16 protein-coding genes are annotated in these 17680 nt (G+C 38.8%); 2 read left to right on the forward strand and 14 right to left on the reverse strand.

Annotation, left to right across the window (positions count from 1 at the left end):
* The first annotated feature begins 1135 nt into the window (after positions 1-1135).
* Positions 1136-2044: a recombination-associated protein RdgC gene (gene rdgC, locus INT04_RS04625; protein ID WP_193014965.1), complete on the forward strand. Its 909-nt coding sequence runs from the start codon at positions 1136-1138 to the stop codon at positions 2042-2044.
* A 421-nt stretch (positions 2045-2465) separates the two neighbouring features.
* Here the strand turns inward: rdgC and INT04_RS04630 are convergent, their stop codons facing one another.
* A complete protein-coding gene (locus tag INT04_RS04630; RefSeq protein WP_193014966.1) occupies positions 2466-3167 on the reverse strand; it encodes a DAPG hydrolase family protein in 702 nt (233 codons plus the stop codon).
* 93 nt (positions 3168-3260) lie between these two features.
* Between INT04_RS04630 and INT04_RS04635 the strand changes: the two genes are divergently transcribed.
* Positions 3261-3899, forward strand: a complete 639-nt coding sequence (locus INT04_RS04635; protein ID WP_193014967.1) for a TetR/AcrR family transcriptional regulator — start codon at positions 3261-3263, stop codon at positions 3897-3899.
* Positions 3900-3976: 77 nt separating this feature from the next.
* On the opposite strand, the gene yedF is transcribed toward INT04_RS04635, so the two are convergent.
* The 13 genes from yedF to exbD all read right to left on the reverse strand — a co-directional run bounded on the left by yedF (position 3977) and on the right by exbD (position 17674).
* A complete protein-coding gene (gene yedF / locus INT04_RS04640; protein WP_193014968.1) occupies positions 3977-4219 on the reverse strand; it encodes a sulfurtransferase-like selenium metabolism protein YedF in 243 nt (80 codons plus the stop codon).
* Positions 4216-5442, reverse strand: coding sequence for a selenium metabolism membrane protein YedE/FdhT (yedE, locus tag INT04_RS04645; RefSeq protein WP_193014969.1), 1227 nt, complete (start codon positions 5440-5442; stop codon positions 4216-4218). The genes yedF and yedE overlap by 4 nt, the downstream gene beginning before the upstream one ends.
* 210 nt (positions 5443-5652) lie before the next feature.
* On the reverse strand, positions 5653-6672 hold the full coding sequence (hypE, locus tag INT04_RS04650; protein WP_193014970.1) for a hydrogenase expression/formation protein HypE: 1020 nt from the start codon (positions 6670-6672) through the stop codon (positions 5653-5655).
* Entirely contained in the window at positions 6669-7805 is a 1137-nt protein-coding gene (gene hypD / locus INT04_RS04655; RefSeq protein ID WP_193015054.1) for a hydrogenase formation protein HypD, read from the reverse strand. Before hypD ends, hypE begins: the two co-directional genes overlap by 4 nt.
* Positions 7792-8058: a hydrogenase maturation factor HybG gene (gene hybG / locus INT04_RS04660; RefSeq protein ID WP_193014971.1), complete on the reverse strand. Its 267-nt coding sequence runs from the start codon at positions 8056-8058 to the stop codon at positions 7792-7794. Before hybG ends, hypD begins: the two co-directional genes overlap by 14 nt.
* A complete protein-coding gene (gene hypB, locus INT04_RS04665; protein ID WP_193014972.1) occupies positions 8049-9299 on the reverse strand; it encodes a hydrogenase nickel incorporation protein HypB in 1251 nt (416 codons plus the stop codon). The genes hybG and hypB overlap by 10 nt, the downstream gene beginning before the upstream one ends.
* 62 nt (positions 9300-9361) lie before the next feature.
* Entirely contained in the window at positions 9362-9856 is a 495-nt protein-coding gene (gene hybE, locus INT04_RS04670; protein ID WP_193014973.1) for a hydrogenase-2 assembly chaperone, read from the reverse strand.
* Positions 9853-10341, reverse strand: coding sequence for a HyaD/HybD family hydrogenase maturation endopeptidase (locus INT04_RS04675; RefSeq protein WP_193014974.1), 489 nt, complete (start codon positions 10339-10341; stop codon positions 9853-9855). Before INT04_RS04675 ends, hybE begins: the two co-directional genes overlap by 4 nt.
* Complete coding sequence (gene hybC, locus INT04_RS04680; protein ID WP_193014975.1) at positions 10341-12044, reverse strand: hydrogenase 2 large subunit; 1704 nt, start codon at positions 12042-12044, stop codon at positions 10341-10343. The genes INT04_RS04675 and hybC overlap by 1 nt, the downstream gene beginning before the upstream one ends.
* The gene (hybB, locus tag INT04_RS04685) at positions 12041-13222 is read right to left on the reverse strand and encodes a Ni/Fe-hydrogenase cytochrome b subunit (protein WP_193014976.1); all 1182 of its coding nucleotides are present in this window, start codon (positions 13220-13222) and stop codon (positions 12041-12043) included. Before hybB ends, hybC begins: the two co-directional genes overlap by 4 nt.
* Positions 13209-14222, reverse strand: a complete 1014-nt coding sequence (hybA, locus tag INT04_RS04690; protein ID WP_193014977.1) for a hydrogenase 2 operon protein HybA — start codon at positions 14220-14222, stop codon at positions 13209-13211. The genes hybB and hybA overlap by 14 nt, the downstream gene beginning before the upstream one ends.
* Entirely contained in the window at positions 14219-15343 is a 1125-nt protein-coding gene (gene hybO, locus INT04_RS04695; RefSeq protein ID WP_193014978.1) for a hydrogenase 2 small subunit, read from the reverse strand. Before hybO ends, hybA begins: the two co-directional genes overlap by 4 nt.
* 1902 nt (positions 15344-17245) lie before the next feature.
* The gene (exbD, locus tag INT04_RS04700; protein WP_006535192.1) at positions 17246-17674 is read right to left on the reverse strand and encodes a TonB system transport protein ExbD; all 429 of its coding nucleotides are present in this window, start codon (positions 17672-17674) and stop codon (positions 17246-17248) included.
* Positions 17675-17680 lie beyond the last annotated feature (6 nt).

The raw sequence follows: 17680 nt of genomic DNA on the forward strand, positions 1-17680 counted from the left end.
ATTTCCTTGACACAGACGTAATCACCAATAAGACACAAAAATAATATCCTCATTATATTTAAATAAGGGCATTGCTTTTATTTCTGTTAGGAAAAGAAATAGGTTGTTGAGTTTTCGATGGCATATTACTCAAAAAAAAGCCCTACTTTCGTGATACAGCCCACAATTACATCAACATGCACTTTCACGGTTACATGCCTAAGTGATAGGTATCACAATAAAGGGTAAAGATACGTGTTTTTTGAACTTAATCAACTTTTTAAAAATAGCATTTTTAGATTTTTCTTTTATATTTCATTTCCTTATAACACTATTTTTTTTGCTAATAAAAAATTTATCCGCTTATTTAATATATTTAAAAGGAAGTATTAATTTTAACCACTAAATAAATAACCCTAAAGGTTTGAATACTGTTATTACAAATTAATAATTTTTTATCTTTATATTTATTTCTTATTTAATTAAAAGCAAAATCACATTTAAATACAATTTAACTGGTGGTAACGAGTAACACCTGCTCGCAAAAAGAATAATTAACTATAAATATTAAAAAGAGGAGCATAAGCACTCCATTCAATCACAATATCTAATCAATACGTATAAGTAACAACAAAACCCAATTAAACATTACAAAATCTAAACTATAACCATGGTTAATATAAAAAGCCTAATCGTGCTCTTTTAGCTATATTTAAAAAAACAATATTCTATTTTGCGATCTTGATCACTTTGTAAATTATGAAAAATCACTCTTTATGTTTTCCTTATTTTGTGACAATCATCACACCACATCGTCAAGAAGATTTTTGTTTTGTAAATTAATGCAGGGATAAATCTGAAAGTGATTTCAGATTGTGAATAAAAAATAGCATAGAACTGAAATATTGTGATTATTGTCACATAAAGACTTATGCTAGAAATCATCCCATTTCATCATTAATATTCTTAATCTATTCAATACAAATAAGAATAACACTCATTATCATAGAGTAGATTTACTAATTATTCGTTTCAGCATTTTCCTTCTATTTATTAAATAACACGATAGATATTTTCTTTTAGGGGATATTACCTTTTAGATACCCTAAACATTCAGTATCATATTGTGGTAAATAACGATTAAGGGGAATGTCAGATGCTGTGGTTTAAAAATATTTTGGTCTATCGCTTAAATAAAGAGATAGCACTGTCAATGGATGAGTTAGAACAACAGCTTGCTTCATTGGCATTCACACCTTGCAGTAGCCAAGATATGACCAGAACAGGTTGGGTTTCGCCTATGGGCGATCGTGGTGAAGCACTTATTCATGTTGCTGGTAAGCAAGTGATGATATGTGCACGAAAAGAAGACAAAATCTTACCTGCAACAGTGATTAAAAACGCCTTACAAGACAAAGTTGAAAAACTTGAAGGTGAGCAAGGCCGTAAACTGAAAAAGACAGAGAAAGCCACCTTAAAAGATGAAGTTGTGCATACTCTACTTCCTCGCGCATTTAGTAAATTCTCACAAACTTTTATTTGGCTAGATTTAGAAAAACAACTAGTCATTGTTGATTCAGGCAGTGCAAAACGTGCTGAAGATAACTTAGCCTTGCTGCGTAAAACCTTAGGTTCACTACCGGTTGTTCCATTGAACTTTAATGAATCCGTTGAATTAAAAATGACAGAGTGGGTACGCTCTGGAGAACTTCCAGCCGGTTTTACCTTAATGGATGAAGCTGAACTAAAAGCCGTACTAGAAGAAGGCGGTGTTATTCGTTGTAAGAAACAAGAATTAGTCTCTGATGAAATTGCGACACATATTGAAGCAGGCAAATTTGTCACCAAACTTTCTGTAGATTGGGAAGATCGCCTTCAATTTATGCTATGTGATGATGGCTCTATCAAACGCATTAAATTCAGTGAAACCTTACGTGAGCAAAATGATGACATTGATAAAGCCGATTTTGCCCAACGTTTTGATGCTGACTTTATTTTAATGACGGGTGAATTAAGCGCCTTAATTGAACGAGTCACTGAAGTTTTAGGTGGCGAAGCAGAGTAATCTGCGAATAAAACGCAACAAGCAGATCAGCCATCCCGCTGATCTGCCCACAATACTCTTCTACTCATTCATTGACTATTTTACTCTTTATATCCTATTGAATACTCTAAATAATTCAAGATGTAGCTAGGCGACAAATGAACGAGTCGCTAGGAGCATACAATAGTATGTGACTAGTGCGAGTGAATGCCGTCAACAACGCTACAACTTGAAATATGACGAGTATAAATACTCTAAATAATTCAAGCTGTATCTAGGCGACAAATGAACGAGTCGCTAGGAGCTGACTAGTGCGAGTGAATGCCGTCAACAACGCTACAACTTGAAGTATGACGAGTATTGTTTGTGACTAGTGCGAGAGAATACCGTCAACAACGCTACAGCTTGAAGTATGACGAGTATTGTGTGACGAGTATTGTTATTACCAAGGTAACGCCCCCTTCTCCCCATTCGCATGCTCACCGTAATAAAGTGACGGTAAAAAGCGAGAAAGATAAGTAAACTCGTTATAACAGTGCTGCAATAACCCAAAAGCTATCTCATCCGATAATTCCACTACTGGGTTTTCTAATGAATGACCCAAATAAAAACGGCTTCTTAATACACATCCCCAATCCGTATCTCGCGTTAAATGCACCATTTTACCGTCGGTAGGATCACCATTTTCATCTGTTTTCACATCAGCGCCAAAACCAATAGTGGCACATACAGCACCAGAAAGTGCGCCTGTTTTATAGGCATCTTTTAATAATGCGTTATCAAAAAAATCTTTCGCATCATGGAATTTAAGTTGTGCGCCAACAGGTGGAATATCTCCCAAGGATTCAACCGCCTTAATTGATGCACCGATATAACTCTTTCCTTTTATCCATTTATCATCCCAACCATTGTGAGCAACATGATCATGGGGATGCCACCAGCGAATATGTTGTGATGTTTCAAAAAAGGTAAACCACCACTCTAGCATCTTGCCTTTACAACCATGCAAATCGGTACGTACTGCAACTGTTAAATGCCCAGCGTCATCCCTTTCAATTCCCATTTCTAAGCGTAATGGCGCGGGTGATAAAAGTTCATTAATGTCATTTAAAGCCCAGGGTAAATGCAATGCTTGTTTTTTCATTTTCTCAACTCCGATAAATTAGGAAACCAAAATCGTTTCCTAATTGTTTTATCTCTAAAGAGTGATAAAATCAACTAAAAGAGAGGCTAAAAAATGACAGATAGCAAGATTAATCAAAAACGAGGACGCCCTGCCCGCCCTGAAGAAGAGATCCGCCAAGAAATATATGAAGCGACCATGCATTTGCTTTTAGAGCAGGGTTACAACGCAACAACCATTGATGCAATTGCAAAAAAGGCAAGCATTGCAAAAAAAACAATTTATCGTTTTACCAAAGATAAAGAAGATTTAGTGGAACAAATTGTGTTGTCATGGACAGACAGTTTCGTCGCTATTTTTCATGATAAGGCCACTGATTTTGATGAGTTTACCCTGTTGTTATCACAACATTTAAACAGCATGGTTCAAACGGTACTTAATGATAACGCAATCGGTTTATATAAGTTATTACAAGAGAACTTTCCTAGCCGTGAAGTGCTTATGGAAAAATATCAACGCAGTGGGATATTAAGAGGACGCAGTCTACTCACGCGGTGGTTACAACAACAAGAAAAAAACGGAATAATTAGATCTTATGACTATGCTACATTAAGTGATCTTTTATTAGCCATGGTGATCGCAGAGCCTTTACGCCAAATTGCATTAGGGATCGTTCCACCGACACCAAAATCAAATTTTGATCTACGAATTCAGCAAGCGATACAACTAATTACACCGGTGTTAAAACCTTAAAAATAAAAACAGCAAGCCACTTTTTATTGATGTACTTGCTGCTTCTATTGCTAGCCTTTCAACAAAATAATCTGACATTATTTTTGAATTAAATACCGAATAGTCGGACCATCTTGTTGAATATCTAACACAGTATAACCGTAGTTTTTCGCATCAAGTGGAATATTATTAATGGATTGAGGACAATCACTCACCACTTCTAATATTTCGCCTTTTTTCAGTGATGGCATGGCTTCAAGCGTTGCCACCGCAGGATAAGGACAAGGTTCACCCACCATATCTAGGCGATAATCAGGAACAATTACTTCTTTCTGGTTCATGCGATTTCCTTATTAATTTGTGTTGAAACAGCGTTCGCTTGTTGTGCTTTTTTGCGGAAAAAATGTTTTTCCCACCAAAGTAATAATACAAATGATATGCCAAGCATCAGATATGTCACACCTAATCCACCGACAGGCCCAAAGGTCTCAAGTAAATTAATCTTGTCATAATCCGTTGCAATTACAGAGGCAAAATCATCCCAGTAGTAAGCCAACAATGTAGAACCAATAACGTTACCTAGCCCTACCCACCAAAAGTGAATTTGACCTTCCACTGCACGATACATCCAGCCAGTTTCACACCCCCCCGCAAGGACAATACCAAAACCAAAAAGTAATCCTCCAATAACAGCATTAGGGCCTGCCCACATAATTTTAGGCGCAGCACCTAATTGGACATAGCTGAAGATCCCAATTGCACTGACCGCCATGCCGATGATAATGGCTTTCGCCATATGCGTTCTACCTGTTATCCATAAATCACGGAAAGCTGAAGTAAAACAGATTTGTGCACGTTCGATTAAAATACCAAAACCAATACCTCCTAACATGGCAAAACCCAGCTTTGGTGAATCAAAAAGAATAATGAAAGACCACGCAATCATGGCAAAAAAGATGATCATACCCAATCTAAAACGACGTTTTGCGCGTTGTTTATCTTGCGTAAGTGGTGAAGCTTGGCTCACTTTTTGTAATTTAACGGGAATACGGAACAGAGGCATTAACGAAAGTTTGGCACCAAAATAAGAGCCTATCGCCGTTGCAACAGCAAAAAACCAGGCGTGTAAAGAGAATTGAGGGATCCCCGTAAAGAATGCTGCAAGGTTACATCCCATCGCTAAACGGGCACCAAACCCAGCAATAATACCGCCAAGAACAGCCTGAAGAATACGAATTTTATGTTGAGGATGGCGAAGCTTGACGTTATTAGCCCAAAGTGCAGCCATAATACAACCCCCAAACATCCCAATGATCATCACGCCATCAATACGCGTTAATGGCGTACCTTCAAGACCGATAATTTTAAAATAACCCCATTCTTCAGGATGAGCACCAAACCATTGCATAACGTGACCGCCCCAACGAGTAAATTCACCCGTAACGGCCCAGAAAGTACCGGTTAAACCAAAGTAGTACGTTGATAAGATACCTGCCGCAATAACAGCTGGAAGAGGCTTCCAAAAACGGATCAGGTATTGAGATTTAAATTCTGACCAAGACATGTTTTTTCCTAGAGCTTACCTCTACGAGAGACCCTCTCCACGCAGTAGGATGAGGCGAACATGTTACTCTAATAATTTTTTTATCAAAGAGTCAGTATTCAGATAAATGAGGGAAATTTGCGTTATAACAAACTTTTTGTAACAGAAAGGTAACTTATCCCACCTATAAATCTAGCCATCGTTTTAATTTATAAGTGGGAGAGTAAGTGCTTAGCAAATACGAGGTAAAGGCTCATTATAAGGTAAGTCAAGCATACGGCTAGTGCCGAAAATCCCTGTTAAACGAATAGAGTTATCCGTTGTGACTTCACCAATAGTACAAGCATCTTTCCCTAAAGCATGCTGATGTAAAGCGTCAAGAACTTGGGCTTCAGCGTCAGGCGATACCACTAAAACAATTTTACCTTCGTTCGCAAAATTAAGTGCTTCAAGACCCAATAATTCGCACACACCACGAACGGCTTGTTTCATCGGTAATTTGCTTTCATGCACGTTCATACCACAACCGCTGGCTTGAGCAAATTCATGTAAAATGGCAGTCACACCACCACGAGTTGCATCACGTAATGCACGAATACCGTCAATTTGGCGTAAAGGGGCAATCATGGGTTCAAGTACAGCGCAGTCGCTTTGCAAATCGGCCTCAAGCCCTAAATTTTCACGAAGATTAAGGATAGTCGCGCCATGATCGCCAATTGTGCCACTGATTAAGATCTTATCGCCTGCGTTAATATTACTCGCGGCCCAATTAATTTTGGTTGGGATAACCCCAATACCTGCAGTATTAATAAAGATCTTATCTGCTGCACCACGAGGAACCACTTTCGTATCCCCCGTGACAATTTGTATTCCTGCTTGTGTGGCTGCTTTTGCCATAGCCAGTACAAGAATTTCTAGGGTTTCAAATGGAAGTCCTTCTTCAAGAATAAAACCACATGAAAGATAACGAGGCACTGCGCCACCAACTGAAAGATCATTAGCCGTGCCGCAAACAGATAATTTACCGATATTTCCACCAGGGAAAATGATCGGATCAATCACATAGCTGTCTGTACTAAATGCAAGACGGTCCCCAAGAGTGGTTAATTCATTTAAGGCGATCCGTGCTTGATCTTCTTTTTCATTTAATAACGGATTATCGAATGCTTTTAAAAATAGACCTTCGATAAGCTGTTGCATACCTTGCCCACCATTTCCTTGGGCTAAGGTGATTTCATCAGGTTGTTTCATATATTACCTTCACGGCGATACTGATAATAAGCCGCACACGCCCCTTCTGATGACACCATTAAAGCACCTAATGCCGTTTCTGGTGTACAACTTTTGCCAAAGAGCGGGCAATCCGAAGGCTTGCATCGTCCCGTTAATACATCGCCACAGCGAGATTGTGGATTATCAGCCACTTTTTGCGGTGCCGGTGAAAAACGCAGTTCAGCATCAAACTCAGAATAAGCAGGTGCTAATTGAATGCCTGACATTGGGATCTCACCCAATCCACGCCATTCACTGGTTTCTTTTAACATAAACACATCTTTCAGTGCTTTTTGAGCCAGCTTATTACCTTCATTGGGTACAATGCGGCTATATTGATTTTCAATACTTAAAACATAATCTGCATTTTCTGCTTTTGCTTTAAGTTGTTTAATGACCATCAGTATAGCTTGCAATAAATCTAATGGCTCAAATCCCGTCACCACAAAAGGCTTTTCAAATTCATCACATAATGGTTGATAAGGCGTACAGCCAATCACCATACTCACATGCCCCGGAGCAATAAAGCCGTCAATGCGGACATCATCTTGCTCTAATAAACAACGTAACGTCGGCACGATAGTAATGTGCTGACAAAACAGAGAAAAGTTTTTAAGCCCGCGCAATTTTGCTTGTTGTAGCGTCATTGCCGTACTTGGCATGGTGGTTTCAAAACCTAAACCAAAGAAAACGACTTGTTTATCTGGGTTATCTTGTGCAATTTTGAGCGAATCTAGCGGCGAATAAACAATGCGAATATCACTGCCACGACGACGCGCATCCAGCATTGAGCCATTACGCCCTGGCACTCGCATTGCATCACCAAAAGTACAAAAAATAACGTCAGGTCGCGCAGCAATTTCTAAACATGCATCAATTCGCCCCATCGGTAATACACAAACAGGACAACCCGGCCCATGAACAAATTCAATTTCTTTAGGCAATAAAAGGTCTAATCCAAATTTAAAAATAGCGTGTGTATGTCCACCACACACTTCCATTATTTGTAATGGACGTTTAATCGGATGAGGCCATTGCGAAATAGTTTCACGAATTTGAGCTAACAAGGCTTTAGCAAGTTCGGGATCACGAAATTCATCAACGTACTGCATCATCAGCCTCTTCAAGGGTGACACCATAAACATGCTGTAATGCCTCAAGCGTATCTTGTGCTTCTTGCTCATCAAGAATACTCATGGCAAATCCCACATGAATAAGGACCCATTTGCCTAATAATTCACTCGGCTCGCCTTCACATACCATTGAAATATTAACAGCACGTTTCACACCACTGACTTCGGCATAAGCGAGTTGGTGGACATCTTCGCCCACCTCAATAATCTTAGCGGGAACACCTAAGCACATAAACGACTCTCCAACCACGCTAGCCACGCGTCCATGCCTTCACCCGTTGTTGCTGATAATGAAATAATTTCGATATTAGGATTAACACGGCGAGCAGATTCAATGCAGGCTTGAACATCAATATTAAGATGGGGCACTAAATCGATTTTATTAATAATCATTAAATCAGCCGCAGCAAACATATGCGGATATTTCAGCGGTTTATCTTCGCCTTCAGTGACAGAAAGGATCGCCACTTTATGTCTCTCACCAAGATCGAAACTGGCAGGGCACACTAAGTTACCTACGTTTTCAATAAAGAGGACGCTATTATCTTGTAAGCCTAATTGGTGTGTTGCATCGTGTACCATTTGTGCATCAAGGTGACACCCTTTGCCTGTATTGACTTGAATAGCAGGAACACCCGTTTCACGAATACGATCAGCATCATTGGTCGTTTGCTGATCACCTTCGATCACAGCACAAGGCACGCGTTGCGCTAACTGTTTTAATGTTTGTGTTAATAACGTGGTTTTACCTGAGCCTGGGCTTGAAACTAAATTTAATGCTAATACATTTTGTTGTTCAAAATGTTCACGGTTATGAACAGCAATGCGATTATTTTTATCCAGCACATCCATTTCAATTTTCAGCATACGCTTTTGGCTAATACCAGGAGCATGTGTTCCTGCTTCACCTTGGCCATAATGCATATTTTGATTATCAATCACAGGGCTAAATTGTTCTTCATGATCGTGGTTATGTGAATGATCATGATTGTGATCGTGCGAATGGCTATGGGAATGCTCATGACTATGATCGTGAGCATGTTCATGATCGTGGCTATGTGAATGATCATGTGCATGAGCGTGGTCGTGCTCATGATGATTGTCAGAACCATGATCATGGTGATGTTCATGGATCTCTTGTACGTCGTTTAGCTGTGCATCGCTATGAAAATGAAGATGAACATCACCACTGTTATGATAATAGTGGTGATGAACAATGATAGGCTGACCCTGTGTTTCGTAGTTATGTTTATGCTTTTGTTCAGACTTATCAATATATTTATGAACAGTATTCGCTGGAGTAGCCTTGTGTTCATGATGGTGATCATGCCCATGATGATGGTCGTGATCATGATGATGACCGTGGTCGTGATGATCATGGTCATGAGAGTGATGATGGGGGTGCTCATGTGAATGAGGCTCTACGCCTTCAATTCTGACATTGCCTTCGCCACAACCGCAAGTGCTACACATATTCTGACTCCTGTACGATTCAATAAGAAGAATGTGACTCTGTGTCGCGTAAAATTTCTACTCTATGATCTTAACTGACCACGGAAGAGAGAACGACGACTTAAATCAACTTCTGCTACGGATTGTGTCTGAACAGGAAGAGAAAGTGCCATTTTTACACTATTTTCAACTAACTCGACAGCATGTTCACCTGTTAGATGTCTATCAAGTGGTGACATTAATGAACAAGCAAGATATTGCATCCCCCCTGTAAGCTCGCCCACAACAAACTTAATCTGACCACACGGTAACTCTAATCCAATGCGATCACCTACTTTACGATGTGGCCACTCTTGTGAAGGCCCAGGAAAGACAACCAGCTCTAACATCCAAGGCGTTAAAACAGAACCGATCCACTGATTTTCAAATAAAGTAAAGCCCCCCGCTTTAACAGGAATACCTTCTCGATAAAAAGGCAGTCCTTTCATCTCTTTTTCAGCGATCTCGCTAAAACGGGCTTCAAGTTGCTCAACCGGTGGTTTGTCATATCCTAGGATATCCCAGCTTAATTCACTCATGCTGTTACCTCTTTAGGTGTGACTTGAATACCGTATTCACGCAAAATATTCACCACATGCTCTAGTGCAACTTCCATTGATTTCTCACCAATGTCAGACAGCGACATACTTGGCTCTAATGATGCAGGTTCAATACCCACTAAAATAAGTTTACGTGGAAATTCATCTGTCATTCGTAAAGCCATTAGCACATCAGATAAGCCCAGTTGATGAGGCGAGATCTTCTGTGTAAAAAGTGCGGGAACATCATCATCATGTAAGATAAAAATACTACCCGGTTCATGATTACTTCTTACCGCATCAGCAACAATCAGGAGGTCTCTTGCGGCGATATCTTGCAAAATTTCCATACCTGATGTGCCGCCATCAATAACATCGACGTTCTCTGGTAAAGAGAAGCGCTCTTCGAGCGCCTCTACTATACGAACACCAATGCCTTCATCGCTTAGTAATAAATTACCAATACCTAAGACGAGAGTTCGCATTATAATACCTTCACCTTACTCAATTCTTTGCCTGTTAAATCAACCATATGTACAGCACATGCCATACATGGGTCAAAGGAGTGGATCGTTCTGACCACTTCTAATGGTTTTTTCGGATCTGCAACAGGTGTACCCACCAGTGATAACTCATAAGGACCCGGTTCATCATTAAAGTTACGAGGACCCGCATTCCATGTTGATGGAACAACGGCCTGATAATTAGTGATTTTACCGTCTTTAAACACGATCCAGTGAGATAACATACCGCGAGAGGCTTCTTCAAAACCCACACCACGATACTCTTTACCAGGCTCAAACTCAGGTTTAATAAAGGCAGTAGTATCGCCACGACCAATATTATCAACCAGTGATTGCCATAAAGAGGCCAGAGATTCTTGTAACACGCATGCATGGACAGTACGTCCAATAATACGACCCCACGTAGACTCTAACTGCTCTGTAACCAGTGTTTCATTGGTTAATTGCGTATAGATCTTGTTGATGTCGTTGTAGTTTCTAACAGTTCCTTCGTGCTTACCGGCTAAACCACACACTAACCATGCTAACGTACCGACTTCTACAGGCTTGCCGTAGAATGTAGGGGATTTAACCCATGAGTATTTATTGTTCTCATCCCAACCGGTGTATTTAGGACGAGTTAAGCCTTCCCATGGTTTTAAAGGTTCATCATCTTCATACCATGCGTGTTTACCACTTTCTTCAATACCGTCTTTCAGGTTCTGATCTTTCCAGTCTTTAATTGGACGGTAGGTCGAGAAATCAACCCCTTCCATATAACCACCAGACAGTAAGAATTCCGTGTTATTACCATTAATTGGTAATTCAGGTACAGACAGATAATAGTTAGCACCTTTACCGATTTTTAACCATTCAGGGTAATAAGCGGCAAAAATAGCCGTATCCACTTTATAAACTTGGTTAACAAAATCACCCAGTTTGTCGATAAAGCTTTTCACGTACATTAAGCGTTCTAAGTTAAGAACATTTGGTGCATCAAGGTTAATTGGGTTAGCAACACCGCCCACCGCTAAATTTTGAATATGCGGTGTTTTTCCGCCCAGAATAGCCACGATACGGTTTGCATCACGCTGGCACTCAAGTGCTTGTAGGTAGTGAGCAACCGCAATCAGGTTAACTTCTGGTGGTAATTTCATGGCAGAGTGACCCCAGTAACCGTTAGCAAAAATACCTAACTGACCACTATCCACCAGACCTTGGATTTTTTTCTGTACTTTTTTAAACTCTTCAGCAGAGTTTAGATTCCAGCTAGAAACCCCTTTTAGCATTGCAGATGCTTTTTCAGGGTCAGCTTGTAATGCAGACGTGATATCAACCCAGTCCATCGCAGAAAGCTGATAGAAATGGACGATATGGTCATGGATGATATGCGAACCTAAAATCAAGTTACGGATATACTGCGCATTAACAGGAATATCCATCCCTAAAGCATCTTCTACAGCACGTACTGAGGCAATCGCATGAACGGTTGTACAAACACCACAGATACGTTGCACGATAATCCATGCATCACGAGGATCGCTTCCTTTTAGGATCTCCTCCATTCCGCGCCACATGGTACCGGAAGACCAAGCCTTAACAACTTTTCCGTTATCAATTTCACAATCGACGCGTAAATGCCCTTCAATACGGGTAATAGGATCAATAGTAATGCGTTGGCTCATGATTTAACCTCAGCCTTTTTTAATTGTATATTTGAGTCTGTTTGTGCAGGTAAAACCGGCAGTAAACGGATAATAAGAATGTAAGCTGTTACTTCAAATGCAACGAAACCAATAGAAATCAGCAATTCACTTGCTGTTGGGAAATAGTGGTAACCATTGCCTGGATTGTAAGCAACTAAAGAGTAGTTCATACGCCACATTGCTGCACCGATTAAGATAAAGACAGCACAGACAAACAACATTTTTGGACTACGGCGATTATTATTTAAATGCATTAAAATAAGAGGAAGTAACAACAGTGCACTCTCAGCAATAAATAACCACGAGAACATATCCCCATTTCCGATATAACTCAGTTTACCGTTCCAAATAATTTCGCCCCAGCGACAGACCAAGAAAGCAATCAATAACACTTCGATCACTCGGGTTAACTTGGTAAATAGCGGTGTCTCATCATCATTCATGGTACGACTTGCTTTTAGCAAAGAACCTTCAAAAATAACGATAGTGAAACCGAGGAGAAAGGCAGTTAACAGAGAGAAAACAGGTAACATCTCATAAGATTGCCACAGTGGATGTACTTTCCAACCCGCTGAAATCATTAATGATCCCATTGAAGATTGGTGCATGGTTGGCAGTAAAGCACCAAGACCAATAATAAAGAACATCGCTTTGTTAAGACGTTTCAACGACACTTTCCAACCAATGCGTTCTAGTAATGCAGGTAAGAATTCTAATGCCATCACCATAATGTAGATGGTCATACAGGTCGCTGTTTCAAACAAAACAGAGTTAACGTTAAAGTACTGAGGCATAAAGAAGTGAGGCATGTTCCAATAGCGACCGATATCAATAGCGATGGATAAACCGCCTAATGAATAGCCGAATAAACTCGCTAATAATGCCGGACGCACTAATGGGTGAAATTCTCCTTTATTAAAGACATAAACTGCCCATGCAAGTGCCCAACCGCCACATGCAAAGCCTGTTCCTATCAATAAGTCAAAGGCAATCCAAATACCCCAAGGGTATCCCCCATTCAGGTCAGAGACATCACCCAAACCTAATACCAAACGCTTACCAATAAGAATAAAACCGAGCACAGCAAGCGGTAAAAATACTCTTACAGCCAGAGTAAATAACTTACCGCCAAGTGGGCGAGGATCATGACTCGACATCGTTATCCTCCTTGTGGTGTTCCTGCTCTTGTTTTTTACTATTACGGTTAACCAAATAGGTGATCCCTGCAAGGGCTGCTATTGGTAATACCATGCCTTTATAAAGCGAATGTTGAATATGTTCAGATCGCGCGCCTGTTGATAATGGCGCCACTTCTGGCATACCTAATTTGTCGAAAGGTACTGCAGACAGAACCATCACCTGCGTACCACCGCCTTCAAGTTCACCATAAATATGATCTTGATATTCAGGAATTTTATGCAGATAAGTATCGCCAGCACTAATGGTTTGGCGTGGATAATGGTATTCCTCACCCACTTTTTTCGCTAAACGACGTTTGGCTTCTTCAAGCAATTCTTCTCGGGTACCGAAAATAACCGCACCTGTTGGGCACACTTCAACACAACCGGGTAATAAGCCTTTGTCTAAACGCTCAACCCCTTTTTGGTTACAAAGCTCACATTTATAAAGCTTACCAAAGGGATCATCGTAATCGTATTTAGGAATGTTATAAGGGCATCCCACCATACAGTAACGACAACCTGTACAGATATCTGCATGATAATGAACAATACCGGTTTTTGGATCTTTGGTTAACGCAGAAACAGGACAAACAGAAACACAGTTTGCATCAACACAATGCATACATTGTTTCTTAATAAAGGCATAACCGTTTTCCAGTTGGTCTTTATTTTCGCCCGTACCATCACGCCAAATTTGAATAATATTATTTGTGTAAGGACTTAATTTGTCATTGTTTGACCAAATCGGATCGCCATTAGCGTAAGTATCACCACGCTCCATTGGCTCCGGGTGATTAATTTCCTGACATTTTGTGACACATGCTTGACAGCCTACACACAGTGTAGAGTCGTAGAGCATACCGAGAGACCCAGGAATTGGGGGACGGTTCTGCGCCGCAGCATGACCCACAGTGGGTGCCATTCCCGCAAGGAGAACCCCACCTGATGCCAGCTTAAAGAAATGACGCCTATTCACCGTTTATCCTCCTGTGAGGCTCCTGTGGCATTCTTGTCACGGCCTAATTGACGCACAGCCATCACACTAACACCCGCGACAGCACCCACGACAGCACCCAGTAATCCTGCAGCACCATAAGATACGCCGCCACCTTCTTTCGCATTAACATCAGGGACTTGTGCTTTTGGTGTTGGCTGATAAACATTCGCTAATTGGAAAATACCTTTTGTAAAACCGATACCTTCTTCATTACAACCGTAACAAGGGTGACCAATACCAACAGGCCAAATTCCACCACCGACATCGCAGAATTCTAATGTTGGGCAGTTACCATAGGTTTCAGGCCCTTTACAACCTAAATGGTATAGACACCAACCTTGACGATGACCTTCATCACCAAATTCTTTAGCAAAACGCCCCGCATCAAAATGAGGGCGACGTTCACAGTTTTCGTGAATTAAACGCTCATAAGCAAAAAGCGGTCTGTTTTTGCTATCTAACTTAGGCAATTTATTGAAGGTAATAATATGTGCAACAGTCGCTAAGAAGTTATGTGGATTTGGCGGACATCCTGGAATATTAATAACGGTTTTACCCGGTAAAATAGCTTCCAGTGATTTAGCACCTGTTGGGTTACCCCCTGTTGCAGGTACACCACCCCATGCAGAACATGAACCAATTGCAATAATCGCAGCAGCCCCTTCAGCGGCTTCTTTGATATGCTCAAGAATGGGTTTTCCTGCAACCATACAGTAAACACCGCCGTCCTTGTCAGGGATTGACCCATCGACAACGAGAACGTACTTACCTTTATATTTCTCCATCGCATTGTGTTTATTTTCTTCAGCTTGATCACCAAAAGCGGCAGAAAGCACTTCGTGGTATTCAAGTGCGATAACATCAAGAACGAGGTTTTCCAGAGTCGGGTGAGTTGCACGTAATAAAGACTCCGTACACCCTGTACATTCCTGAGCACCGATCCAAATAACAGGTGGGCGTTCAGATGATGCCATTGCTTCTGACATTTCTGCGGCAGCTTTGCCGCTTAATCCCATGGTAGCTGACAACGCAGCACACAATTTCATAAAATCGCGTCGGTTAATACCATGATGGGAAAAAACATTATTCCCCAAGGCCATATATCTCTCCTGATATGATGATTTTTAATTGGAATAATTTTAAAACACCGCCTTTTTAACACTCCGACATAATAATGACTTGATCATTATCAATCGATAATTCATTAAAAAATAAATTATTCTTTTATGTGAGTAAAAACGTTTCAGCAATATAAAGTTCAATATGTATTTTTTATATATTTCGTCATTTTAAATTTATTAAAACGCTATTTAATAATGATAAAGTAAATAGAAATAATTATCATTACCTTAAAAATAATGAATTTGTATTTTTTAATACCTTTGCAATCAATGGGATAGATAAAACACAAAAAATAAGCAAATTATAAGACAATATATTTAAAATAATACAAAATTAATAATTAATAATTTCAATTTTACAATGAAATTTATTAATAATAAGTTTTAATATATTTTTTAATTATAATAATGACTCTTGTTTTCATATTATCAACCTTTATATTACATCATAAATAAAGTTAAAAATTGCATTTCATAAACAAGAAATGATTACATTAATATATTTAATTTCAGCACATTCTTGTTACTCATTTCACTCATCTTCTTTTGTTATTAGTTTTTAGTCAGAGTGAAAATGTTTATTTTACAATCTTAAAAATGTCTATTTTTCTTATCATTTTTCATATAGTTATAAGCATATTCATTTTTGGAATAAGAGAGTGCTCTATTCAAAATCGCTATAAAATTAAATACATATTGATATGCGATAATGATAAAAACAGTAGAACATTCATAATTACTAATCAGTAAACCAAGGTAATAGTTTCATTTGGTTATTTTATAACATATCGAATTTATAACGAAATTAACGTAAATAAAATTTCATGTTAAATCCTTGTTGTTATTGTGGATAAAAAAAACACATTTTATCGCCAAATAAAGCGTATTTCTTTTTTTTGTGAGAATAGATAAAAAAAGTGGTCATAAATCTAAAAATTGAAAAGAGCGTTGTTAATTATTTGTAGCCTTCGAAAAGCAAAGAGGTAAGCCGTAAGCGGTATAGAAGAGCTACACATCGAAATACTGGCTCTTCGTGTTACTTAGAAGCAATAGGAGCAATAGGAGCAATAGGAATGATAGGAATGATAGGAATGATAGGAATGATAGGAATAGATACCGTAAACAAAATAAAAAGCCATAACACCGAAATGTTATGGCCTTTAAATTTATTAAAATAATAAAATGCTATGTGTAGTTCTCTGCCTTTCACGTTTTATTTTACTCACTTCAAATCAAAGATAAGAAGTGGTTTTAATAAGTAAATAAAATCTACTTACCAGAAATTTGAATGACTGAAAACAACGGTCTACCTGGTGCAATAAAAAAAATAAGTCTCCAAATACGGATAACTTAGATAATAAACAAATTAGGCGTTTTAACACGTTACAGGATATTTCAATTTGTAACGTGGATGCATTATATCCAATAAGATTTTTTGCGCAAGTTTTTTTACACTTAAATCAAATTCACATAAAAACACTACTAATCATAAGGTTATAATTAAATTTAACTTAAAAAAGAAAATCTAAACAAATTAAAAAGTGAGAAAAGATGAAGAGTTAATGAATATTAATGTCATGTAAGTTGAAATAATAACATCTACTTAGTATTAATTGATTCAGCACATTATTACTCATTAACCTTAATTAATTATTTTATTGAAAATTTAATCTACTTATTATTAATAACGTTTAATACTAAAGCTAAATTTTATTCTAACTCAATTTTAGTAATTACCTCATCCATTACTAAAAGAGTAAAAATATAGACTATTTCCTTTAGCATAATAAAAAAGCACTTTATTTATCATCTCACAACGACAAATAAAGTGCTTTTATAATAGCGTAATAATACTTAGTTTAGTAATTTTTTAACCAAATATTAGCCACCAGTAGAGACGGTTTCCATCCCCACTAACCCAACTTTGAGATAACCTGCTTTTCTTAACGAGTCCATTGCTGCCATCAACGTTTCATAATCAACGGTTTTATCAGCTTGGAAAAAGATTGTTGTCTCTTTATTTGCTTGTGTCATCGTATCTAACACATTTGCCATCGTTTCATGCGTAACCATCTCTTCACCAATGAAAATTTGTTTATCCGATTTAATCGTCAAATAAACAGGTTTTTCCGGGCGAGGCTGTGGTTTTGCACTTGAAGCGGGTAAATTCACTTTTATATCAACAGTAGCTAAAGGTGCCGCTACCATAAAGATAATGAGCAGAACCAACATGACATCAATAAAAGGCGTCACATTGATATCATGTAATTCATTATCATCACCTGAATCATCACCAAGACGCATTGCCATAATTCA

This window comes from Proteus sp. FME41, from assembly GCF_014897315.1.
Classification (GTDB): domain Bacteria; phylum Pseudomonadota; class Gammaproteobacteria; order Enterobacterales; family Enterobacteriaceae; genus Proteus.